This window comes from Vibrio sp. C8 (assembly GCF_054051265.1).
On sequence record NZ_JBPAOE010000033.1, the window covers coordinates 13,082 to 36,823 of the forward strand.

General features: G+C 44.3%; 21 protein-coding genes. 10 read left to right on the top strand and 11 right to left on the bottom strand.

Annotation, left to right across the window (positions count from 1 at the left end; all coding sequences use genetic code 11):
• Positions 1 to 463 precede the first annotated feature (463 nt).
• Positions 464 to 937, top strand: a complete 474-nt coding sequence (locus tag ACRQQK_RS14255) for an RDD family protein (RefSeq protein WP_457512496.1) — start codon at positions 464 to 466, stop codon at positions 935 to 937.
• Positions 938 to 991: 54 nt separating this feature from the next.
• Here ACRQQK_RS14255 and lptG read toward each other — a convergent pair whose 3' ends face one another.
• Entirely contained in the window at positions 992 to 2,062 is a 1,071-nt protein-coding gene (gene lptG / locus ACRQQK_RS14260; protein ID WP_457512498.1) for an LPS export ABC transporter permease LptG, read from the bottom strand.
• Between the two features lie 3 nt (positions 2,063 to 2,065).
• Positions 2,066 to 3,169, bottom strand: coding sequence for an LPS export ABC transporter permease LptF (lptF, locus tag ACRQQK_RS14265; protein ID WP_457512500.1), 1,104 nt, complete (start codon positions 3,167 to 3,169; stop codon positions 2,066 to 2,068).
• A 191-nt stretch (positions 3,170 to 3,360) separates the two neighbouring features.
• Here lptF and pepA point away from each other — a divergent pair, with 191 nt between their 5' ends.
• The 3 genes from pepA to ACRQQK_RS14280 all read left to right on the top strand — a co-directional run bounded on the left by pepA (position 3,361) and on the right by ACRQQK_RS14280 (position 8,360).
• Complete coding sequence (pepA, locus tag ACRQQK_RS14270) at positions 3,361 to 4,869, top strand: leucyl aminopeptidase (RefSeq protein WP_042485404.1); 1,509 nt, start codon at positions 3,361 to 3,363, stop codon at positions 4,867 to 4,869.
• A gap of 65 nt (positions 4,870 to 4,934) precedes the next feature.
• On the top strand, positions 4,935 to 5,384 hold the full coding sequence (locus ACRQQK_RS14275; RefSeq protein WP_457512502.1) for a DNA polymerase III subunit chi: 450 nt from the start codon (positions 4,935 to 4,937) through the stop codon (positions 5,382 to 5,384).
• Between the two features lie 114 nt (positions 5,385 to 5,498).
• Positions 5,499 to 8,360 (top strand): valine--tRNA ligase, encoded by a 2,862-nt coding sequence (locus tag ACRQQK_RS14280; protein WP_457512504.1) that lies wholly within the window; start codon positions 5,499 to 5,501, stop codon positions 8,358 to 8,360.
• Positions 8,361 to 8,425: 65 nt separating this feature from the next.
• Here ACRQQK_RS14280 and ACRQQK_RS14285 read toward each other — a convergent pair whose 3' ends face one another.
• Both ACRQQK_RS14285 and ACRQQK_RS14290 read right to left on the bottom strand, forming a co-directional pair.
• Positions 8,426 to 9,388 carry a D-2-hydroxyacid dehydrogenase gene (locus ACRQQK_RS14285; protein WP_457512506.1) on the bottom strand — a complete coding sequence of 321 codons (963 nt, stop codon included), beginning with the start codon at positions 9,386 to 9,388 and terminating at the stop codon, positions 8,426 to 8,428.
• An 82-nt stretch (positions 9,389 to 9,470) separates the two neighbouring features.
• Positions 9,471 to 10,208, bottom strand: coding sequence for a pseudouridine synthase (locus ACRQQK_RS14290; RefSeq protein ID WP_457512508.1), 738 nt, complete (start codon positions 10,206 to 10,208; stop codon positions 9,471 to 9,473).
• A 267-nt stretch (positions 10,209 to 10,475) separates the two neighbouring features.
• Here ACRQQK_RS14290 and ACRQQK_RS14295 point away from each other — a divergent pair, with 267 nt between their 5' ends.
• A complete protein-coding gene (locus tag ACRQQK_RS14295) occupies positions 10,476 to 11,750 on the top strand; it encodes an Nramp family divalent metal transporter (protein WP_457512510.1) in 1,275 nt (424 codons plus the stop codon).
• Between the two features lie 98 nt (positions 11,751 to 11,848).
• Here the strand turns inward: ACRQQK_RS14295 and rapA are convergent, their stop codons facing one another.
• Positions 11,849 to 14,758 (bottom strand): RNA polymerase-associated protein RapA, encoded by a 2,910-nt coding sequence (gene rapA / locus ACRQQK_RS14300; protein ID WP_457512512.1) that lies wholly within the window; start codon positions 14,756 to 14,758, stop codon positions 11,849 to 11,851.
• Positions 14,759 to 15,180: 422 nt separating this feature from the next.
• On the opposite strand from rapA, the gene ACRQQK_RS14305 reads away from it, so the two are divergent.
• The 5 genes from ACRQQK_RS14305 (at position 15,181) to ACRQQK_RS14325 (ending at position 19,828) form a co-directional block, all read left to right on the top strand.
• On the top strand, positions 15,181 to 16,557 hold the full coding sequence (locus ACRQQK_RS14305) for a PhoH family protein (RefSeq protein ID WP_457512514.1): 1,377 nt from the start codon (positions 15,181 to 15,183) through the stop codon (positions 16,555 to 16,557).
• Positions 16,558 to 16,673: 116 nt separating this feature from the next.
• Positions 16,674 to 17,693, top strand: coding sequence for an ornithine carbamoyltransferase (argF, locus tag ACRQQK_RS14310; protein ID WP_457512516.1), 1,020 nt, complete (start codon positions 16,674 to 16,676; stop codon positions 17,691 to 17,693).
• A 218-nt stretch (positions 17,694 to 17,911) separates the two neighbouring features.
• Positions 17,912 to 18,841 (top strand): aspartate carbamoyltransferase, encoded by a 930-nt coding sequence (gene pyrB / locus ACRQQK_RS14315; protein ID WP_102969680.1) that lies wholly within the window; start codon positions 17,912 to 17,914, stop codon positions 18,839 to 18,841.
• A gap of 12 nt (positions 18,842 to 18,853) precedes the next feature.
• Positions 18,854 to 19,321 (top strand): aspartate carbamoyltransferase regulatory subunit, encoded by a 468-nt coding sequence (pyrI, locus tag ACRQQK_RS14320; protein WP_457512519.1) that lies wholly within the window; start codon positions 18,854 to 18,856, stop codon positions 19,319 to 19,321.
• Positions 19,322 to 19,438: 117 nt separating this feature from the next.
• On the top strand, positions 19,439 to 19,828 hold the full coding sequence (locus tag ACRQQK_RS14325) for a RidA family protein (protein ID WP_042485372.1): 390 nt from the start codon (positions 19,439 to 19,441) through the stop codon (positions 19,826 to 19,828).
• Between the two features lie 93 nt (positions 19,829 to 19,921).
• Here ACRQQK_RS14325 and ACRQQK_RS14330 read toward each other — a convergent pair whose 3' ends face one another.
• The 6 genes from ACRQQK_RS14330 to mlaD all read right to left on the bottom strand — a co-directional run bounded on the left by ACRQQK_RS14330 (position 19,922) and on the right by mlaD (position 23,741).
• Entirely contained in the window at positions 19,922 to 20,650 is a 729-nt protein-coding gene (locus tag ACRQQK_RS14330; RefSeq protein WP_457512521.1) for a 1-acylglycerol-3-phosphate O-acyltransferase, read from the bottom strand.
• A 109-nt stretch (positions 20,651 to 20,759) separates the two neighbouring features.
• Positions 20,760 to 22,025 carry a UDP-N-acetylglucosamine 1-carboxyvinyltransferase gene (gene murA, locus ACRQQK_RS14335; RefSeq protein WP_457512523.1) on the bottom strand — a complete coding sequence of 422 codons (1,266 nt, stop codon included), beginning with the start codon at positions 22,023 to 22,025 and terminating at the stop codon, positions 20,760 to 20,762.
• A gap of 9 nt (positions 22,026 to 22,034) precedes the next feature.
• Positions 22,035 to 22,289 (bottom strand): BolA family iron metabolism protein IbaG, encoded by a 255-nt coding sequence (gene ibaG / locus ACRQQK_RS14340; protein ID WP_042485365.1) that lies wholly within the window; start codon positions 22,287 to 22,289, stop codon positions 22,035 to 22,037.
• Positions 22,282 to 22,611: an STAS domain-containing protein gene (locus ACRQQK_RS14345; RefSeq protein WP_457512525.1), complete on the bottom strand. Its 330-nt coding sequence runs from the start codon at positions 22,609 to 22,611 to the stop codon at positions 22,282 to 22,284. The genes ibaG and ACRQQK_RS14345 overlap by 8 nt, the downstream gene beginning before the upstream one ends.
• A complete protein-coding gene (locus ACRQQK_RS14350; protein WP_457512527.1) occupies positions 22,608 to 23,246 on the bottom strand; it encodes an ABC transporter substrate-binding protein in 639 nt (212 codons plus the stop codon). The genes ACRQQK_RS14345 and ACRQQK_RS14350 overlap by 4 nt, the downstream gene beginning before the upstream one ends.
• Before the next feature lie 3 nt (positions 23,247 to 23,249).
• Positions 23,250 to 23,741: an outer membrane lipid asymmetry maintenance protein MlaD gene (gene mlaD, locus ACRQQK_RS14355; RefSeq protein WP_457512529.1), complete on the bottom strand. Its 492-nt coding sequence runs from the start codon at positions 23,739 to 23,741 to the stop codon at positions 23,250 to 23,252.
• Position 23,742: the final 1 nt, after the last annotated feature.

Consider the following 23,742-nt stretch of genomic DNA (forward strand, 5'->3'; position numbering starts at 1 on the left):
TTTTCCAGCAATTCATCCAGTTTGATCGACTTTCTTACGAAAGAAGCGGACCCATTTATTTTTTCTTTCTACCTATAGGTAGTTTTCAGACACAATGTTAATCCGTCGTGTCTACCAATTTCACCATACCGCCACATTTTATACAACTCTATACAAGTTTTTGTACAAAGTCAAAATCAATATAACCTATTTATTTACAACCAGTTTAGCTAATCATATTGATAAACGCAACGCTTTTTGAATCCGTCGTGTATACCAATTTCACCATACCGGCATCTAGGCTATTGCCTTTGATGGTTGGCATTATACGGAAGAAACTAACGGGTGCAATAGCAATATATTGAAAACAAAATCGTTTGCTGAATATTTCGCCATATAAACTGAACCTGTGCACTGGCTCTCTTTTCAGCTATGGTTGCAACCTATATCCTTGCGGCCATCTAATAAGGAATGCTCGTTCGTTATGAATACTACTACTTTGCCACCCGCTGGCTTTTTCCGCCGTTTAGGCGCTTTGATTTATGACTCATTAATCGTGTTGGCCATTCTGATGATTGCCGGTGGCGTCGTCGTGGCCTTGATGGAAGCTTTGGTTGCTGCTGGCTTAGGGAGCTACGCACCCTATCAAGATGCCAGTGACTTATTAACAAGCCATCCAATATGGAGCCCTGTTTATACACTTTACCTTGCGCTAGCTTGGGTATCTTTCTTTGTTTATTTTTGGACACGAGCAGGACAGACACTAGGAATGAGAGCTTGGAAAATTGTTGTTCGAAATACCGACGGCAATAGAATCACGGTTACGCAAGCGCTAATTCGACTAGCGACGGCATGTCTTGGTTTAGGCAATCTGACGGTTTTAATTGACCCACAGAAACGCAGTTTCCAAGATATGTGGGCAAAGACTGAAGTGGTGGTGTTACCAAAGGTTCGCTAATACCAATTCACGATTTACAGACAATAAAAAGGAAGGCTTAGCCTTCCTTTTTATTTAGAGTTTTCTTCTTAACAGCAACAGAGCAATAGTTAAGAAAACTAAACTTGGAGCTATAGCGCCAAACACAGGGGGTATGTTGTATACCAAGCTAAGAGGTCCAAAGAATTCGCTAGAAATGTAGAAGGTGAAACCAGCAATTACACCAGACAAAATTCGAGCTCCCATTGTCACACTTCGTAGTGGACCAAAAATGAATGAGAGTGCCATCAGCATCATTACAGCAATAGAAAACGGCTGAGAAATCTTACGCCAGAACGCCAGCTCATAACGGGATGAGTCTTGTTCGGATGCTTTGAGATAGTGGACATAATCATAAAGCCCACTTAACGCTAACTCTTCAGGTTTTACCGTCACCACGGCCAACTTATCCGGTGCTAAAGCGGTTTTCCAACGGTATTCTGGCAATGAGTGTTTTGAAATCACGATATCGTCATTCATATCAGTCACAACAACATCTTTCATTAACCAGTTATTTTCACCAATATAGTCCACTTGCTTTGCGTTATACACCTGACGCAGATGCTTATCCTCATCAAAACGCCACATGTTCATACCGTAAAGTCGGTTGTCATTGATCTTACCGATAAAGATAAAATCGTTGGCATCTCTAGCCCAGACACCTGTTCTAACAGATAAAATCTGTCCACCCGACGTTGCAAAAGAACGCAAATCACGAGCCATTTTCTGCGCTTGTGGAGCACCCCACTCCCCTAAAAGAGTAATGATGATCATCAGAGGGACTGCTGTCTTAAGCACTGACAAGCCAATATCCAGCTTAGAGAAACCCGCCGCTTGCATAACCACAAGCTCCGAACTTGCCGCTAAAGCACCCAAACCAATCAAAGCACCGAGTAATGCTGCCATAGGGAAGAACATTTCAATATCACGAGGCACACTAAGCAAGACGAAGATAAGCGCCTGAAGCAAATCATACGTTCCTTCGCCCACTTTACGCAGCTGTTCAACGTATTTGATAATTCCAGACAAACCGACAAAAGTAATCAATACCAAGGTGCTCGTGGCTATGATTGTTCGTCCGATATACCAATCTAAAATCTTAAACACGACTTAAGCTACCCTTTTCTTTTGTTTGAATTTGTCTTTCAGTCTTCTCACAGCAACGCTGTCCATAAGGTTGGCCATAATTGCCGCCAATAAAAGAGCCGCATTAATCGGCCACATACCAACAATGGTAGGAATGCTGCCATCTTCAATTGCCGATTTGGTCGCACTGATTGCCAAGAAATAAGTGAGATAAATTAATATTGCTGGTCCCATCTTGGCAAAACGACCTTGCCGCGGGTTAACCGCAGATAAAGGCACAACCAACATAGTTAGCAATGGAATACAGACAACCAGAGAAATACGCCACTGAAGCTCGGCTTGTGCTTGTCTGCTTGAATTCTTCACGAGTTCAAGAGTCGGTATCGCTTCCCAGTCTCGACCACGATCTTTGACTTCACGTTGTCCGATCAAACCTTCGTATTCATCAAACTTGGTCACCATATAATCGACGCGAGTTGGCACACCTTCGTAGCGGGTACCTTCGTACATGGTGATCACTTGTCGACCATCACTTAACTCTTTGACATTCCCATAATTTGAAAACATCACACTTGGAAGAATCGACTCACGCGGCGCCAGCTGTGCTACAAACACATTAGAGAGTTTACGGTTTTCAATATTATCGATGAATACAACCGAAGAACCGTCTGGTGAACGTTGAAACTGTCCTTTTTGCAATAAATCGACGCTATTTTCAGATGCAAGTTGCTCCATCAAATGAGCTTCTTTGTCTTGACTCCAAGGAGACAGCCACATCGAGTTAAAAGCAGCCACACTTGCGGTAATAACTGCAAGATATAAGGCAGCGCGTACCAAGAACTTATTCCCGATACCCGTTGCATTCATGACTGTTATTTCACTTTCAGCGTATAAACGGCCAAAAGTAAGCAAAATCCCGATATAGAGACTTAAAGGCAGCATTAATAAACCCATTGCCGGCATGTTTAGACCAACAATGGATAAAATCATTCGAGCTGGAATTTCACCGTCGGAAGCATCAGCCAAAACGCGAATAAACTTTTGGCTTAAAAACACTAAAAAAAGTACGAAAAATATCGCAAATTGGCTCTTTAGTGTCTCGCGGATCAAATATCTAACAATAATCACGCTGAAATTACCTATACAAAACTTGTTTTTTTGATGGAATCACTATAATTTCTCGTTGAATCTTTTATTTTTTTAATTTTTGACTAACTGTTAGTACACTTAACAAAGATGTAATCCTGATAAGGATTCAACAAGTGTAGATGCATTATCTAACATTTAGTTCTATTTGTCTTCAAGATGTAGGAGTACGCATGGAGTTCAGTGTTAAAAGTGGTAGCCCTGAAAAACAACGCAGTGCATGTATTGTTGTTGGGGTATTCGAACCACGTCGCCTTTCTCCAGTCGCAGAACAGCTCGATAAAATCAGCGACGGCTATATTAGTTCACTACTTCGTCGTGGTGACCTAGAAGGTAAACCAGGTCAGATGCTACTTCTGCATCAAGTACCGGGTGTTCTTTCTGAGCGCGTATTACTAGTTGGTTGCGGTAAAGAGCGCGAACTAGGTGAGCGACAATACAAAGAAATCATCCAAAAAACCATCAGTACTTTGAACGAAACAGGTTCAATGGAAGCTGTGTGCTTTTTGACTGAGTTACACGTAAAAGGTCGTGATACATACTGGAAAGTTCGTCAAGCTGTTGAAGCAACCAAAGATGGCCTTTACACCTTTGATCAGTTCAAAACTATCAAGCCTGAAACTCGTCGTCCACTACGTAAATTGGTATTTAACGTACCAACTCGTCGTGAATTAAGCCTAGGTGAGCGCGCAATTTCTCACGGTTTGGCAGTTTCATCTGGTGTTAAAGCTTGTAAAGATTTGGGTAACATGCCGCCAAACGTAGCAAACCCAGCTTACTTAGCTTCTCAAGCGCGTCGCCTTGCGGATGATTACCAAACCGTAACCACCAAGATTATCGGTGAAGAAGAGATGGAAAAACTGGGTATGAGTTCATACCTAGCGGTTGGTCGTGGTTCGAAAAACGAATCCATGATGTCCATCATTGAGTACAAGGGTAACCCTGACTCAGAAGCAAAACCGATCGTTCTTGTGGGTAAAGGTCTGACTTTCGATTCAGGCGGTATTTCTCTTAAACCAGGCGAAGGCATGGATGAGATGAAATACGACATGTGTGGTGCGGCTTCAGTATTCGGCACAATGAAAGCATTGGCGAAGCTGAACCTACCGCTAAACGTTATCGGTGTTCTGGCTGGCTGTGAAAACATGCCAGGTAGCAACGCTTACCGCCCTGGCGACATCTTAACGACCATGTCAGGTCAAACAGTTGAAGTACTCAACACAGATGCTGAAGGTCGCTTGGTTCTTTGTGATGCGCTAACTTATGTAGAACGTTTCGAACCAGATTGTGTTGTTGATGTAGCAACGCTAACAGGTGCATGTGTTATTGCATTGGGTCACCACATCAGTGGCGTGGTATCTAACCACAACCCTCTAGCTCATGAACTTGTTAATGCTTCTGAGCAAGCAAGTGACCGCGCATGGCGTTTACCAATGGCTGACGAATACCACGAACAGCTAAAGAGCCCATTTGCTGACATGGCAAACATCGGTGGTCGCCCTGGTGGCGCAATTACCGCAGGTTGTTTCCTGTCTAAATTCGCTAAGAAATACAACTGGGCGCACCTAGATATCGCTGGTACCGCTTGGAAATCTGGCGCAGCGAAAGGTTCAACGGGCCGTCCGGTCTCAATGCTTGTCCAATTCTTGCTAAACCGCAGTGGCCAAGAGACCGAGGAATAATCCTCATAGATAAAAAGGGCCGAAAGGCCCTTTTTTAGTAATACGGTTCGGTATACAGAAACACTATGTCTACAGCAACGTTCTACATCGTCAAAGAAGATAGCCCGCAAAGCTCTGCACAAGGGTTCAATGATTACGTGGTTTATCTCTGCCAGCACTTTTCCCGTCAAGGCGCAAAAGTGTATCTACAATGTGGCGATAAAGCGCATGCCGAAAAAATTGCGGAATGTTTTTGGCAAGTAGAAGCGAATAATTTTGTTGCGCATAATCTAGTGGGAGAAGGTCCGAAATACGGCACTCAGATTGAAATTGGCCATGTAGGCGTAAAACCTTCTTGGAACCGCCAATTGGTAATAAATTTGGCCGATAATCATACAACCTTTGCGAACGCCTTCACAGAGGTGGTAGACTTCGTCCCCTGCGAAGAAAAAGCAAAACAATTGGCGCGTGAACGTTACAAAATGTACCGACAAGCCGGTTATCAATTGCAGACAATTGAAATCCAGTATCCGTAAGAGCAACTGGATAAGAATACATGTTCATCCTTATAGTTAAGCTCTCTTGAAAAAGAGAACTCACTTATAGCGATAGACTTAAATTAACCATCAAAGTATCCATTTAAGAGCACTATGGAAAAGACATACAACCCAACATCAATCGAACAAGATCTGTATAAGACTTGGGAAGAAAAAGGCTACTTTAAGCCTCACGGTGACACATCAAAAGACGCATACAGCATCATGATCCCGCCACCGAACGTCACTGGTAGCCTTCACATGGGTCACGCATTCCAAGATACCATTATGGATACCTTGATTCGTTGCCAACGCATGAAGGGAAAAAACACCCTTTGGCAAGTGGGTACTGACCACGCCGGTATCGCAACTCAAATGGTTGTTGAGCGTAAGATCGCTGCAGAAGAAAGCAAAACAAAGCACGATTACGGCCGTGATGCATTCATCGATAAAATCTGGGAATGGAAAAACGAGTCTGGTGGCACCATCACTAAACAGCTTCGTCGCTTAGGTGCATCGGTTGACTGGGATCGTGAACGTTTCACTATGGATGACGGCTTCTACAAAGCGGTTCAGGAAGTGTTCGTTCGTCTATACAAAGATGATCTTATCTATCGTGGTAAGCGTCTGGTTAACTGGGATCCAAAACTTCACACAGCAATTTCTGATCTTGAAGTTGAAAACAAAGACGTTAAAGGCAACATGTGGCACTTCCGCTACCCTCTAGCTGATGGTGTTAAGACTGCTGACGGTAAAGACTACATTGTTGTTGCAACCACTCGTCCAGAAACCATGCTTGGTGATACGGGTGTTGCGGTAAACCCAGAAGATCCTCGCTACAAAGATCTTATCGGTAAAGAAATTATCCTTCCTATTGTTGGTCGTCGCATCCCTATAGTGGGTGACGAGCACGCAGATATGGAAAAAGGTACGGGTTGTGTGAAAATCACACCTGCGCATGACTTCAACGACTATGAAGTCGGTAAGCGCCACCAGCTACCAATGATCAACATCTTCACGTTTGATGCGAACGTTCGCGATGCAGCAGAAGTATTCAACTCAAACGGTGAAGCGAGCGAAGCATACAGCACAGAACTTCCAGCTAAATACCAAGGTATGGAGCGTTTTGCTGCACGTAAATCGATCGTGGCTGAATTTGAAGATCTTGGCTTACTAGACGAAATCAAAGATCACGATCTAACTGTTCCTTACGGTGACCGTGGTGGTGTGGTTATCGAACCAATGCTGACAGACCAATGGTACGTGCGCGCAGGTATTCTTGCGAAACCAGCGGTTGAAGCGGTTGAAAACGGCGACATTCAGTTCGTACCTAAGCAATACGAAAACATGTACTTCTCTTGGATGCGTGATATTCAAGACTGGTGTATCTCTCGCCAACTATGGTGGGGTCACCGTATCCCAGCTTGGTATGACGCTGAAGGCAACGTATACGTAGGTCGTACTGAAGAAGAAGTTCGTGCAGACAACAACATTCCTGCGGATGTTGCACTTAACCAAGACGAAGACGTTCTGGATACTTGGTTCTCTTCAGCGCTTTGGACGTTCGGCACTCTTGGCTGGCCAGAGAAAACAGACGCACTGAAAGTATTCCACCCATCAGAAGTATTGGTGACAGGTTTTGACATCATCTTCTTCTGGGTTGCTCGTATGATCATGATGACCATGCACTTCATTAAAGATGAAGACGGCAAACCTCAAGTACCATTTAAGACAGTTTACGTTACGGGACTAATCCGTGACGAAAACGGCGACAAGATGTCGAAATCAAAAGGTAACGTGCTGGATCCTATCGATATGATCGATGGTATTGATCTTGAGTCACTGGTAACTAAGCGTACTGGTAACATGATGCAGCCTCAACTCGCTGCGAAGATCGAGAAAAACACACGTAAAACTTTCGAAAACGGTATCGAACCATACGGTACTGACGCTCTACGCTTTACCTTAGCAGCAATGGCTTCTACGGGTCGCGATATCAACTGGGATATGAAGCGTCTTGAAGGTTACCGCAACTTCTGTAACAAACTATGGAACGCAAGCCGTTACGTAATGATGAATACAGAAGAGCAAGATTGTGGTTTCGCAGCAGGTGCAGAGCTTGAATACTCTCTAGCGGATAAATGGATCGAGTCTCAGTTTGAACTTGCAGCGAAAGCGTTCAACGAGCATATCGACAACTACCGTCTGGATATGGCAGCAAATACGCTGTACGAATTCATCTGGAACCAATTCTGTGACTGGTACCTAGAGCTGACTAAACCAGTATTGTGGAAAGGCACTGAAGCGCAACAACGCGCAACACGTCGTACTCTAATCACAGTACTAGAGAAAACTTTGCGTCTAGCTCACCCAATATTGCCATACATCACTGAAACTATCTGGCAAAGCATCAAGCCACTAGTAGACGGTGTTGAAGGCGACACAATCATGCTACAAGCTCTACCTCAGTACGATGCAGCGAACTTCAACCAAGAAGCGTTAGATGACATCGAATGGGTGAAAACGTTTATTACTGCGATTCGTAACCTACGTGCAGAGTACGACATCAACCCTGGTAAACCGCTTGAAGTGATGTTGAAAGTTGCCAACGAACAAGATGCTGCGCGTCTTGAAGCAAACAAACAAGTACTGGTTTCTTTAGCGAAACTGGAGAGCGTTCGTGTACTTGCAACGGGTGAAACCACACCTGCATGTGCAACGGCACTGGTAGCGAAATCTGAGCTGATGATCCCAATGGCTGGTCTAATCGATAAAGATGCAGAATTGGCTCGTCTAGCGAAAGAAGTGGCGAAAACCGAAGGCGAAATCAAACGCATCGAAGGTAAGCTAGGTAACGAAGGCTTCGTTGCAAAAGCGCCTGAAGCGGTTATCGCGAAAGAACGCGAAAAGCTTGACGGTTACAAAGAGACTCTAGCGAAACTAGAAGAGCAGAAAGCAACCATTGCTGCACTGTAAACTTGTCTAGCACCCAAAATATTAAGGCAGCCAATTGGCTGCCTTTTGTTTATCTGCTTAAGCTATCAAACAACTCTATTTTGATCAGTACCAGCTAAGAAAGCTTCAATATTGTTCATCAGAATCTTTGCTAGCTGACTGATTGCGGAATCACTTCCCCACGCTATATGAGGTGTTAGTAGTAAGTTTGGCAGATCCATATTCGCTAACAGCGGATTATCAATATCGGCAGGCTCTTGGGTAAAGACATCCACACCAGCCCCTGCAATTTGACGCTTCTTCAACGCATCCACCAGCGCAATTTCATCCACCAATCCACCACGACCAGTATTAATAAGAATCGCGTTAGGCTTCATCTGAGCAAATTCTTGCTCAGCAACCATATTGAGCGTCTCTTCACTTAACGGGCAATGCAGTGATATCACATCCGCCTGCTTTAAAACCGTTTCAAATGGCAGGTAACCATCTCGGCACTCTACAGCACCTTTACGCTCTGCAAATACAACATTCATACCTAAAGCTTTAGCCAACTCAGCCGTTGCTCGACCTAAGGCTCCACCACCAATAATGCCCATTGTTGAGCCCGCGATATCACCAATAGGATGGGTGAAGAAACAGAACTGCTTATTACGCTGCCATTCGCCAGCAGCGATATCATGGTGATAGCCCATCAGATTACGACGAAGGGCAAACATCATTCCAATGACATGCTCTGGCACAGAACGAGTGGCATACCCTTGAACATTACTGACCGCAATGTTATTGGCGCGGCAATACTCAATATCTACGTTATTCACACCAGTGGCTGAAACCGCAATCAGCTTAATATTTGGTAGCTGCGCCAAAACATCACCAGTGAGGACTACTTTGTTGGTTATAACGATATCTGCGTTGTAAATGTGCTCAAATACCTGTTCTGGGCTGGTAAAGTCGTATTCTTGCCACTGATGTTCTACGGTAAGGCGAGGTAACTCGATATGCTTGGGAATGGTTGCACGATCTAGGAAGACAATTTTCGGGGCTGGCATAGTTTCTCCTTTATTACCCTTTATCGTTGAACTTGCAGCGTTCTAGCCTGCAGCGCCAACGATAAAGGGTAACTACCTAGATTCAAGTTCTAGGTAGCGTTTTATAATCCGGTAATTTTCTCTCAGGATCGAAATGCTGCAAAATTTCTTCCTGTGCTTCGGGATAAAAGTCACAAGGTACAAAAATACTTCGTAGCCAGTGGCTGCGAGGGTGATAGAAACTCAACTCAGCAGCGTGTAGCTCCAAGCGGTCGGTATAATCAATGGCTTCTTGAGGCGCGTAAAACTCGTCGCCAACAATAGGGTGACCTAATGCCATCATATGAACGCGCAATTGATGAGAACGACCAGTGATAGGAAGCAAACGCACAACCGTGGTTTTTTCTTCACGCTTAACCACATGGAACATGGTTTGTGACGGTTTACCGTTTTCAAAGCAAACCATCTGTTTAGGACGATTTGGCCAGTCGCAAATCAATGGAAGGTCAATCATGCCTTCGTCCTGCTCAACAATACCCCACACGCGGGCGTAATAGATTTTATGCGTCAGGCGATATTGGAACTGCTTTTTCAGTGCCGATTCCATATAGGTATTTTTGCCAAACAGCATCAAACCGGATGTCGACATATCTAAACGATGCACGACTTTCACGTCTGGGTATTGTTCAACTAGGCGACTCCACATACTGTCATAATGCTCTTCCAGTCTACCGGGAACAGACAGCAATCCAGACGGTTTATTAACCGCAATAATGTAGTCATCCTCATATACCACATCAATCCACGGATCCGTTGGTGGGTGGTATTCAGTCATCGCCATGAAAGTCATCTCAAATAAAAAAATCGCCGCATTATAGCAGCTAAACAGCCCACTGTTAGTTGCAAAATGGAATAACAGTTTTCACGCAAAATATCTCAACCATACGGAATACAAAAAAAGATCAGAATGATTTGTAAATATAAATTGACACAGTAATCAGCTGTGATATTGATGTGTAGTATTGACATTAAAGTCATCCTGACCAGCTCAGCTGGCGGGCTATAAAAAATATTGAACACAACATCATAATTCAAAGGAATAACAAGAATGGAAAACGCCGTATCATATCCATCAGAACAACGGCTATCTTTATCTCAACTACTACGCTCTTTAGGGCCTGGGATAATGATGGCTGCAGCGGCTGTTGGTGGCTCACATCTCGTTGCATCAACCAAAGCTGGCGCTATTTATGGCTGGCAATTAGCGATACTGATTCTGCTGGTAAACTTATTTAAATACCCATTTTTTAAAGCAGGTGTTCAGTACACCATGGGCACAGGTGAAAGCCTTGTCGAGGGTTATGCGAAGCTCGGAAAACCTTACCTATGGGTATTCACAATCCTTGCTGTATTCTCCGCTGTTGTAAACACAGCAGCACTTCTGATGTTCAGCGCGAGTTTACTTGGCTACTTCGTACCGTTTGATCTTTCGCTTCCTGTGTTATGCGGCATTGTATTAGTCACCTGCTTAGTAATTCTATTTGCTGGTCATTACAAGGCTTTGGACACGTTATCTAAAGTGATCATGGCAGTGCTGACCATTGCAACATTGCTGGCTGTCGTTATTGCGGCGGCAAACGCTGCACCAGTAAGCTCTGTAGCCGCAGAAACACCTTCTCCATGGACGATCGCTGCGATTGGTTTCCTAGTGGTAACAATGGGCTGGATGCCAGCACCAATCGAGATTTCAAGCCTGACTTCTGTATGGCTGAAATCTCAATGCCGCCATCAAAAAGTAACGGCTCAATCTGCATTGTTTGACTTCAATGTTGGTTATATCGGTACAGCAATTCTAGCGATCGTTTTCCTATCACTCGGTGCATTGGTATTGAACGGTACAGGTGTGGAACTATCACAATCAGGTATTGGCTTCTCGCATCAACTTGTTGGACTTTACGCATCCACCATCGGTGAATGGTCTCGCTACCTAATCGCGGTTATTGCTTTCTTCTGCATCTTCGGCAGTACCATTACAGTGATCGATGGTTACTCACGTGTTATTGCAGAATCACAACGCTTGATCAAAGAAGACAAAGAACAAAGCCCGAAAGTTCTACAAACATGGATGATTGTGGTTTCTGCAGCTTCGTTAGCAATTATTGTGTTCTACGCTTCAGCTCTGCTACCAATGCTGGACTTCGCGATGGTCATGGCGTTTATGACGACACCAATATTTGCCCTACTGAACTACATCCTAGTAACCAAAACTGTACTGCCAAAAGAGCTAGCGGTTGGTCCGAAACTGAAAGCACTGTCTATTCTAGGTCTGGTGTACCTGTTTGGTTTCCTAGCACTGTTTATTTGGTGGAAGTGGATTATGTAATTTAGCCTGCGCCTTGAGTTTCAAGTCGTTTGGATAGAGTACCAATAGATAAACAAAAGGCCTTCAGATGAAGGCCTTTTTACTACTGAAAATGCTGCTTAGTTGTGTGCAACCACAATCAGTCGCAGTGAGTCCAACTGATATTGAGCTTGAGTGATGTAACTAGAAAGTTCGTCAATTTGCTGCTCAATTACTTCAATCTCTTCATCACGAATGTTCGGGTTTACCGCTTTCAACGCCTGTAAACGCTCCAGCTCAGAGTTTAAGCTGTGTTCCATCTCTTTCTGAGCTTGCTCTCGCACCGAGTTTACTTCTTCAACGACAAAAGCTTCACTTGCTGTAATGAGGTTATGTATATCATTTTGTACACTGCTAACCAGCTTGCTCGCCAAATGGCGATTCACAGGGCTTAGCTGACGGTTAAAGCCTTCAAACTCAACTTGGCTTGAAAGATTATTGCCACGAGCATCCAACAGAATACGAATTGGTGTTTTCGGTAAGAAGCGAGAAATACCGCAGCGTTTCGGTGCTTGAGCATCGACTACGTACACCAGCTCCAACAAAATCGTACCCACTGGCAGAGATTTGTTCTTCAGCAGAGATACCGCGGAAGTACCGACTCCTTCACTCATCAGAAGATCAATACCACCTTGGATCATTGGGTGCTCCCAACTGATAAAATGCATATCTTCACGTGACAGAGCAGTATTGCGATCAAAGGTGATCGTCGCACCTTCATAAGGTAGACCCGGGTAACTTGGAACCATCATATGTTCGGATGGCGTAACAACCAGCGCATTTTCACCATGGTCATCTTGATTCAAACCAATGGTATCAAAAAGGCTTAAAGCAAAAGTCACTAGATTAGTATCACCATCTGTCGAAGCAATCTTCTCTGCGATTTCCAATGCTTTTTCGCCGCCATTCGAGTGCATTTCTAAAAGACGATCGCGACCATGCTCTAATTGAGACTTCAACGTTTTGTTCATCTTCGCTGACTCTTCAATGATCTCTTCCAGATCATCACCGCCACCAGTAGCCAAGACAGGAACTAAGCGTGATACAAATGCATCATAAACCGCACGGCCAGTAGGACAAGTTTCTGCGAAAGCATTCAGACCTTCATCGTACCAACGAGCCAAAATGCCTTGAGATGTGCCTTCAAGATAAGGAACAAAAATATCAATGTCGCGCTGTTGACCAATACGGTCCAAACGACCGATACGTTGCTCAAGCAAGTCAGGGTTAAATGGCAGATCAAACATCACCAACTGGTTAGCAAACTGGAAGTTGCGACCTTCTGAGCCGATTTCGCTACAGATAAGAACCTGAGCCCCACCCTCTTCCTGTGCAAAATACGCAGCCGCTTTATCTCGCTCAATGATCGACATTCCTTCATGGAATACCGTTGCGCGGATACCTTCGCGTTCACGAAGCGCTTGCTCTAGTTGCAATGCGGTACTCGCGCGCGATGCAATCACTAGGATCTTCTCGCTGCGCTTTTCTTTTACTTTTTCGATCAGCCAGTTCACTCGTGAATCAAACTGCCACCAGCTTGAATTCTCACCTTCAAACTCTTGGAAGATCTCTTCTGGGTAAAGCATTTTCATCGCACGAGCTTCAGGGCTGATCTTGCCGCCAATCAATCCAGACACACGCATAGACGTTTCATACTGCGATGGGATTTGCATCGGCATCAAATGCACATTACGCGTTGGGAAACCTTTTACAGCAGCACGAGTGTTTCTAAATAACACACGGCCTGTACCGTGGCGGTCCATTAAGTTATCTACTAACTCTTGGCTTGCAGAAGCTTTCTCTTCATCGCTTGCCTGACTTTCCAAAACGCGGAATAGCGGTTCTACGTCTTGCTCAGAGAGCAATTCGGTGATTTGGTTTTTCGCTTCATCACTGAGCTTCTGCCCAGAAAGCAAAGCGCTTACAGCATCTGCGACAGGCGCATACTGCTCTTCTTCCTGAACAAAAGCTTCGTAATCGTAGAAACGGTCTGAATCCAGCAGACGTAGACGCGCAAAGTGACTTTCACGACCAAGCTGCTCAGGTGTTGCGGTTAGAAGAAGCACACCCGGTGTGCGTTCAGCTAAACCTTCAATAACCTGATATTCACGGCTTGGGTTATCCTGAGACCACTCAAGATGGTGCGCTTCATCGACAACCAGTAAGTCCCACTCAGCTTCTAATGCTTGCTCAAAACGCTGACGGCTTTTACGTAAAAAGCCCAGCGAACATAATACGTATTGTTGCGTTTCGAATGGGTTGTCGGCTTCAGCAAACGCTTCAACACAGCGCTCTTCATCAAAGATAGAGAAATGCAGGTTAAAGCGGCGCATCATCTCTACCAGCCATTGGTGCTGCAGTGTTTCAGGAACCACAATCAGAATGCGTTCTGCACGACCAGAAAGCACCTGTTGGTGGATGATCATGCCAGCTTCAATGGTTTTACCCAAACCCACTTCATCAGCCAGCAAAACACGCGGTGCATAGCGACGCCCCACTTCATGAGCAATATAGAGCTGGTGAGGAATCAGACCTGCGCGCATACCACACAAGCCACGCATTGGGCTCTTGTGTTGCTGAAACTGGTTAGTCAAAGAGCGGTAGCGCAACACAAAGTTGTCCATACGATCAATCTGACCTGCGAACAGCTTATCTTGTGGCTTGTTAAATCGAATTTGATTGCTCAGGAAGATTTCGCGCAGAGCCACACCTGACTCTTGCGTATCTTCACGAGTTCCGAGGTAGGTAAGCAAGCCCTGGTCTTCAACCACTTGCTCAACTTTGAGTGACCAGCCTTCTTGGCTATCAATAACGTCGCCGACATTAAATGTCACTCGTGTTACCGGAGCGTCATTGCGAGCATATACTCGGTTTTCTTCTGACGCTGCAAACATAACAGTAACAGTTCGCGCATCCATTGCTACGACGGTACCTAAACCTAAATCGCTTTCCGTATCGCTAATCCAGCGTTGCCCCAAAGCAAAAGTCATTAATCGACTACCTCATCAATTTGGATTGGATAATTATAAATAGAAATCTGCCACATAGAGAATTCAGCTCCTAATTATGATCGTTTTAGGAGAGTGCAGCAGAAAAAGGTCGCTAATCTTACTTGATGGCGTGATACAGGTCACGTTGATTCCCAGCATTTTTTCTTCAAATGTCAGATGACATCAAACTGTAAGAAACCAGTGGCATTTCTTAGATAAGACGTTGCTATACTCAATAGAGATAAACAGATAAAACCAAGTGAAAATTTGGCACAAAGTCTGCTTATCAAAACAGTGAGTATCAACTCGGGTTTGCAGTAAGTCGCAATAGATCGAAAGCCTACCCAAAGCGTACGATTCGTTGCGACCTCTGGCTGCAGACATCCTCTGATAGCAAGCTATGCGATAGCAAGGAGACGCTTATGGGCGATACCGATCGGAAACTGTTTGTACTGGATACCAATATCCTACTTCATGAACCTCTAGCCATTTACTCCTTCCAAGAACATGATGTGGTCATCCCCATGACCGTCCTCGAAGAACTCGACCGAATCAAAGACAGCAAACGCGACGTTGCGCGTGATGCTCGAGTGGCGATTCGAGCGTTGGAGAATTTGTTTCACGATGCAACACCAGATGAGATATCAGAAGGGATCCCTTTTACCAAACAAAGCAGTGCGACCGGCACCATTTCAATCTTAGCCGACTATGATGTCCACGAGAGCGTAAAAGCTTTCACCGACAAAAAAGGCGACAACCGTATACTTAACGCTGTACTCCATTTGCAGAACAAACGCGCTCCTCGCTCGGTTGTTCTAATCACCAAAGACATCAACATGCGTCTACGTGCCAAAGGCGCAGGCGTACGTTATGTTGAAGACTATCGTACGGACCAACTGATTGATGACGTCCAGTACCTCACCAAAGGTTTCCAAACCCGAACGGGAAATTTTTGGGATGACATTGAGAATGTAGATAGTTATGCACTCGAAGGCAAAACTTACCACAAACTCGATCGCGAACCATTTGAACCCACTTATATCAACCAATACGTTATCGACGAAGAAAGTGATTTTGCGGCTCGAGTAGAGACCATCACCGAAGACAAAATCACCTTGCGCGACCTAAGCCGAGAACGCATGATGCACCGCAAAGCTTGGGATATCATGCCGAAAAACATCTATCAGGCCATGGCGTTAAATGCACTGCTTGACCCTGAAATAGACTTAGTCATTCTAACAGGTGCCGCTGGTAGTGGTAAAACACTGCTTGCAATGGCTGCCGCGCTGGAACAAACCGTTGAGAAAAAGATGTTCGATAAGATCATCGTCACCCGAAACACACCTGATATCGGTGAATCTATTGGTTTCCTTCCTGGTACCGAGGAAGAAAAAATGATGCCTTGGTTGGCAGCGGTGACTGACACCCTAGAGGCTCTACACAAAAATGACCATTGCACTGAGGGCTCTTTGAAATACATCGTTGATAAAGCCAATATTCAGTTCAAATCCATCAACTTCATGCGTGGGCGTTCAATACAAGATGCCTTTGTTCTGCTTGATGAATGCCAAAACCTTACAGCTTCACAAATCAAAACCATCATCACTCGCTGTGGTGAAGGCACCAAGATTGTGTGTTCAGGTAACCTTGCACAGATCGATTCACCATACCTAACCCCTGTTACATCTGGTTTAACCTATATGGTTGAGCGCTTCAAAAACTTTGAAGGCAGCGCCAACATCCACCTCAACGGTGTGGTTCGCAGCCGATTGGCTGAATTCGCCGAAGAGAATTTATAAGCACATGTGGCGAGATGTTAGGCACATCTCGCCTTTCATTTAAAATAATTATTCACTTTTATAGCATTTCTATGTTTAACTAGCCCTACTCGTTATTTGTATTTAAGGACTGAGTCATGGCTTTCAATTTACGTCACCGCAATTATCTTAAACTGCTTGATTTTACGCAGAAAGAAATCCAATTATTACTGGATCTCTCTGCTGATTTAAAACGAGCAAAAAAAGCGGGCACTGAGCAAAAAAAACTAATCGGTAAAAACATCGCGCTCATTTTTGAAAAAGCCTCTACTCGTACCCGCTGTGCCTTTGAAGTGGCTGCTTTTGATCAAGGCGCACAGGTCAGCTACCTTGGTCCTTCAGGCTCGCAAATTGGCGACAAAGAATCGATGAAAGATACCGCTCGCGTGTTGGGCCGTATGTACGATGGTATTCAATATCGTGGCTTTGGTCAGGACATTGTTGAAGAACTCGGTAAATATGCTGGTGTACCAGTCTGGAACGGCTTAACCGATGAATTTCACCCAACTCAAATTCTGGCTGACTTCTTAACCATGCAAGAATACTCTCGCGGCAAACCACTCAGCGAAGTTAAGTTCGCTTACCTCGGCGACGCCCGTAACAACATGGGTAATTCACTGATGGTTGGCGCGGCAAAAATGGGGATGGATATCCGCTTGGTTGCACCAAAAGCGTACTGGCCGGATGCCGAGTTGGTGCAAACCTGCCAAGAATTAGCCAAAGAGAGCGGCGCAAAAATCACCCTTACAGAAAATGTTGCAGAGGGCGTCACAGGTTGTGATTTTCTTTACACCGACGTTTGGGTCTCTATGGGTGAAGCGCCTGAAGCATGGGATGAACGCGTTGCTTTAATGAAGCCTTATCAGGTCAATATGGATGTGATCAAAACCACTGGCAACCCGCATGTGAAATTCATGCACTGCTTACCAGCATTTCATAACGATGAAACCACTATTGGTAAGCAAGTGGCTGAAAAGTTTGGTATGAAAGGTCTGGAAGTGACGGAAGATGTGTTTGAATCCGACTATTCAATTGTGTTTGATGAAGCAGAAAACCGCATGCACACCATTAAAGCCGTGATGGTTGCAACACTGGGCGATCAGCGAAGCGATAAATGACGTAATCGCTTGCGTCACTAAAAACAAAGCGTATAATTCCCAGCAATTTGTCTAGGGGGGCCCAATGAAATTGATGCATATAGACTATCGTGCAGCTAAAAATTTCGGTAAGCAAGTACGCTTACAGGGCAAACTGTTTTCCCCCGTTGTTGAATTCTAAAGCCTCCCTTATTGGGGGGCTTTTTTATGACTTTAAGAAAATGATAGGGAAGAAGATCATGGCTAACTCGCTTTATAAAAAGCACATCATCTCCATTTCTGAGCTTTCAAGACAAGAATTGGAATTGATTGTTCAAACTGCCGGCCAGCTTAAAGCTGAACCAAAACCTGAGCTGATAAAAAACAAAGTTGTTGCAAGCTGTTTCTTTGAGCCGTCCACTCGTACGCGCTTATCATTTGAAACGGCGATTCAACGTATCGGTGGTAGCGTCATCGGTTTTGATAATGGCGGTAACACCTCGTTAGCAAACAAAGGAGAAACACTGGCGGATTCCGTTCAGATTATTACTTCTTATGTGGATGCTTTTGTTATGCGTCACCCACAAGAAGGTGCCGCGCGTCTTGCTTCTGAGTTTTCTAATGGCGTTCCTGTCATCAATGCGGGCGACGGTTCAAACCAACACCCAACTCAAACGCTTCTCGATTTGTTTACTCTGTATGAAACTCAAGGTCGACTAGACAATTTGAACGTAGCTTTTGTCGGTGATTTAAAATATGGACGCACGGTGCATTCACTTGCTCAAGCTTTGGCTAAGTTTGATAACAACCGTTTCTTCTTTGTTGCACCAGACGCCTTAGCGATGCCTGATTATATCTGTGAAGAACTGGATGAAGCGGGTGTGGAATACAGCTTACACAGCGATATGGAAAGCGTGATCCCAGAACTCGATATCCTGTACATGACTCGCGTACAGAAAGAACGTTTTGACCCATCTGAATACTTACACATTAAGTCAGCTTTCGTTCTAACCGCTGCAATGCTTGAAAATGCCCGTGAAAATATGAAGGTTCTTCACCCGCTTCCTCGTGTTGACGAAATCACCACCGACGTCGATAAAACACCTCACGCTTATTTCTTCCAACAAGCGAACAATGGTGTTTATGCACGTGAAGCACTGTTAGCCCTAGTTTTGAACGAATCACTGTAATCGGAGACTGTCATGAGTAAAGAAACTAAACTACAAGTTGAGGCCATCAAAAACGGCACAGTGATTGACCATATTCCAGCACAAGTGGGCATCAAAGTTCTTAAACTGTTTGATATGCACAATACCCAACAACGAGTGACTATTGGTTTAAATTTGCCATCGTCTGCTCTTGGGCATAAAGATCTGTTAAAGATTGAAAACGTGTTCATCAACGAAGAACAAGCGAACAAACTTGCACTTTACGCTCCACACGCAACGGTAAACCAAATCGAAAACTACGAAGTGGTAAAAAAGCTTGCCCTAGAGCTGCCTGAGAAAATCAACAGCGTGTTTGCCTGTCCAAACAGCAACTGTATTTCTCACAATGAACCAGTAGAAAGCAGCTTCAGTATTGTCGAAAAAAATAACGATATTCGCCTGAAGTGTAAGTACTGTGAGAAAGTATTCTCCCGCGAAATCGTGACTGAACGCGAAGGGTAATCAAGCCTTTACCTATCAAGGTATAAAAGGCAAACTGCTAAGGTCTGTTATCTGAGTGGTGTTCACACCGCAAGTAAACAGACCTTTTAAATTCGAATAATGAATGGAATAAGAACCATGACAAAAGTTTTGCACACAGAATCTGCTCCAGCGGCAATTGGTCCATATATTCAAGGTGTTGACCTTGGCAATATGGTTTTAACTTCTGGTCAAATCCCAGTAAACCCAGTAACAGGTGAAGTTTCTGACGATATCGCTGTCCAAGCGCGTCAATCTCTAGACAACGTAAAAGCTGTGGTTGAAGCTTCTGGCTTAACAGTTGGCGATATCGTAAAAATGACTGTATTCGTAAAAGATCTCAACGATTTCGGTACAGTGAACGAAGTTTACGGTAAGTTCTTTGACGAGCATAATGTCGCTCACTACCCTGCTCGTTCATGTGTGGAAGTGGCTCGTCTACCAAAAGACGTAGGTATCGAAATCGAAGCGATTGCCGTTCGTAAATAATTTTAGTTGAGCAGCCAGTACCGCTCAGTGTGGTGCGACTGAACAAACAAAAAGGGTTGCCGAAGCAACCCTTTTTATTCGCCAATAAAAACGCTATTTTTTCGCGTTAAGCTGAGAGACTTCTTTATCAAGCTCTTCCAGCTTCACTTTCATTGCTTCATAGCACTGATTTGAAAGATCGCGCACCGATTTGTCTTTATATTCTTCGACTGTCACAGGTGGCAGCATTTCTACAATTACATGGCCGTTATTCCAGCGATTTAAACGTAACTTGCGGGTTGAACTGCAAACGATAGGAATAACTGGAACTTGAGCGCCGATTGCTGCATGGAAAGCGCCCGTTTTAAATGGTAATAAGCCACGGCCACGAGAACGAGTACCTTCAGGGAACATCCACACTGATACGTCACTGTTTTTAATGCTATCAACCACTTGGTTGATTGTACCTTTCGCTTTTGTTTTATTTGCTCGGTCAATCAGTATATTACCCGTCAACCAGTACAACTGACCAAACAGTGGCATCCACGCTAGGCTTTTCTTACCCACGGTAACCACTTTCGGTGTTACCGCTGATGAAACAGTGAAAAGGTCCCAGTTGTTTTGGTGGTTTGCGATGTAAACCGCCTGTCCACGCTTGTAAGCATCTTCTGGAATGCGAAGTTCCAACTTAATGCCAAACACTTTCGACATCGCTGCAAACATGCGACCAAAAGTGAATACATGCTTCGGGTTACGCGGGCTTAACAAGCAGTAACCACATCCGAATACAAACATCACCACCGCAAAGATAGCGACAGCAATGATACGAAATAGTGCAATCATCTGTTTTCTCCAAAGGAGCTCAACAACCCTGGCTCAGACAAAAATCAAAACTCAGGTCAAAATAAAAAGCCGAAATCAAGAGACTTCGGCCTATAAACCAAATTGAAATTTAGCTTGCTACATGTACGCGCTGAATATTTGCGCCAAGTGCTGAAAGCTTATCTTCAATACGCTCATAACCACGATCAATATGATAAATACGGTCGACAATGGTTTCGCCGTGAGCAATACAGCCAGCAATCACTAAGCTTGCAGAGGCGCGTAAGTCTGTCGCCATCACTTGTGCACCACTTAACGAATCTACGTCACCACAAATTACCGTGTTACCTTCGATTTCCGCTTTAGCACCCATACGCATAAGCTCTGGAACATGCATAAATCGGTTTTCAAAAATGGTTTCGGTAATCACACCTCCCCCCTTTGCCATCATATTGAGCAAAGTGAACTGGGCTTGCATATCGGTTGGGAAACCCGGATGTGGAGCCGTGCGAATGGATACCGCTTTCAACTCACGCTCAGTCATATCTAAGCTGATCCAATCGTCACCCGTTTCGATATCTGCACCCGCTTCTTCAAGCTTAGCGATAACCGCTTCCAGTAATTTAGCATTGGTTTTACGACAAACAATCTTGCCTTTAGAAACCGCAGCAGCGACTAGGAAAGTACCCGTCTCAATACGGTCTGCCACAACAGTGTGCTTACCGCCACCAAGAGACTCAACACCTTCGATAGTAATAGTGTCAGTACCTGCGCCCGAAACTTTCGCACCAAGTTGATTTAAGAACTTAGCGGTATCGACAATTTCTGGCTCGCGCGCTGCGTTATCTAAAATGGTTTTTCCTTCAGCTAAGGTTGCAGCACACATAATAGTGATCGTGGCACCTACACTCACTTTATCCATCACGATGTGTGCACCTTTAAGGCGACCATCAACGCTGGCTTTTACATAACCGTCTTCTAAAACGATCGTAGCACCCAGTTGCTCTAAACCGTGAATATGAAGATCCACAGGGCGAGCACCGATAGCACAACCTCCAGGTAGCGATACCTGACCTTCACCAAAACGAGCAACCAGTGGACCTAAAGCCCAGATAGAAGCGCGCATTGTTTTTACTAAATCGTATGGAGCACAGAATTGATTAATCTGGCTTGGATCAACATGAACTGAACCATTACGTTCTACTTTTGCACCTAAGCGCTTAAGCAGTTCCATTGTGGTATCAATATCACGCAGGTGAGGTACATTGCTCACCTCTACTGGCTCAGTTGCCAGAATAGACGCAAATAAAATTGGCAGTGCTGCGTTTTTAGCACCAGAAATGGTCACTTCACCTTGTAGCGGCTTATCTGACCCAATAACTCGAAACTTATCCATTCACTAACCTTAAAGTGACATCAATTTTTTATCGCGAGCCCACTCAGCAGGCGTGAACGCTTTAATAGAAACGGCATGAACATCGTTACGCTTAATATATTCCATTAGTGGACCGTATATTAGCTGTTGTTTCTTCACACGGCTCATTGATTCAAAGCATTCATCCACAGCGATAACTTCGTAGTGGCTGCCTTCACCTTTACAATGGATCTCTTGAAGGTTGAGTGCTTGATCTAAGATTTCTTTAAGTTGTGTGCTATCCACAATTCACCCCGTTGGAAATTTGTATATGTTGAGACATCAACTCTTCAATATTGCTCAACTGAATTAGTGTGCCCAGCTCTTCTGGCACAAAGCTGAGCATTATATGGCAATTTCGTTTTTTTGCATGCTCTATTAGGTGAATCAACATCACCATACCAGCAGAATCAATACGTTCAACGTTCTGTAACGAAACTTCAAACTGTTCTGTTTCTGGCTGCCATTGCTGCAATGTTTGCCATAAGAGCGGCACCTTATCACGATCCAGCGCTCCGGTCAGCTTCGCTATCTCTGAATTAACCATCTGCCATTGCGGATGCGTCATTGGGTTTTGCTCTCAAATCGAATAGGTTGTGTCGACAAATCCTGCAATTCTTTTGCTACTGCCAAAATACCTTCTTGGCGAATTTTGCCATTCCATTCAGATTGTTTACTCGTCAGGAAACTGATGCCTTCGGCTATCATGTCGAACGCTTTCCAATCACCTGACTTTTCTTTGCGTAACTTAAATTCCAACTTAATGTTTGGACGCGGCGAATCAATAATATCCACCTTAATACTCGAAATTCGACGGTCATCTTCAAGCAAAGGCTCTGGACCAAACTCGATTTCTTGGTTGGTATACTGAGTCAAAACCTGCGCATAGTTTGTGACTAAATAAGCTCTGAATGCTGTTACAAACTCACCCACATCTTCTCTTTTTGCGCCTTTCAAATTTGAGCCCAGCAGTTTTAGCGCTGCATATTGATCATTGATGTAAGGCATTAGCTCTTCTTCAACGATCACTTTTAAGTAATCTGGATTTTCTTGGATTTTTGGTTGCTCTGCTTTCAATCGTGTAAATGACTGCTCTGCAACTTGCTTCATCATTTTGTAAGGATCAGTACGGTCAATTTCTTGTGCGTTCACTGTCCACGATAAGAGCAATATCCACAATGTGGTGACATAACGTTTCAACATGGTTTACTCCTTATCCGCCTTACTTTCCGAACCACCTACGCTATATAGCACCTGACCAATCAAATCTTCTAAAATGAGTGCTGATTTCGTATCTTCAATCAGATCTCCATCTTTCAGCATCTCTTCATCTTCAAATACAAAGCCAGGGATAAGACTGATGTACTGTTCGCCGATCAATCCAGCAGTTAAAATGTGCAAGCTCGAATTGTCAGGAAACTGATTATATTGGCTATCAATAGCCATAGTCACAACCGGAAGTAAGCTATTCTTATTCAAAACGATGGATGAGACGCGGCCCACCACAACCCCACCTACTTTGACTGGTGCTCGCACTTTTAAGCTACCAATGTTGTCAAACTCTGCTCGGAGTGAGTAAGTATCGTTTGTTCCCAGACCTTTCACGTCAGCGACTTGAAAAATCATTACCAGAATTGCGCAAATCCCCGCTAGCACAAAACTGCCTACCCAAAATTCTAGTTTACGTGTCTGTTGCATG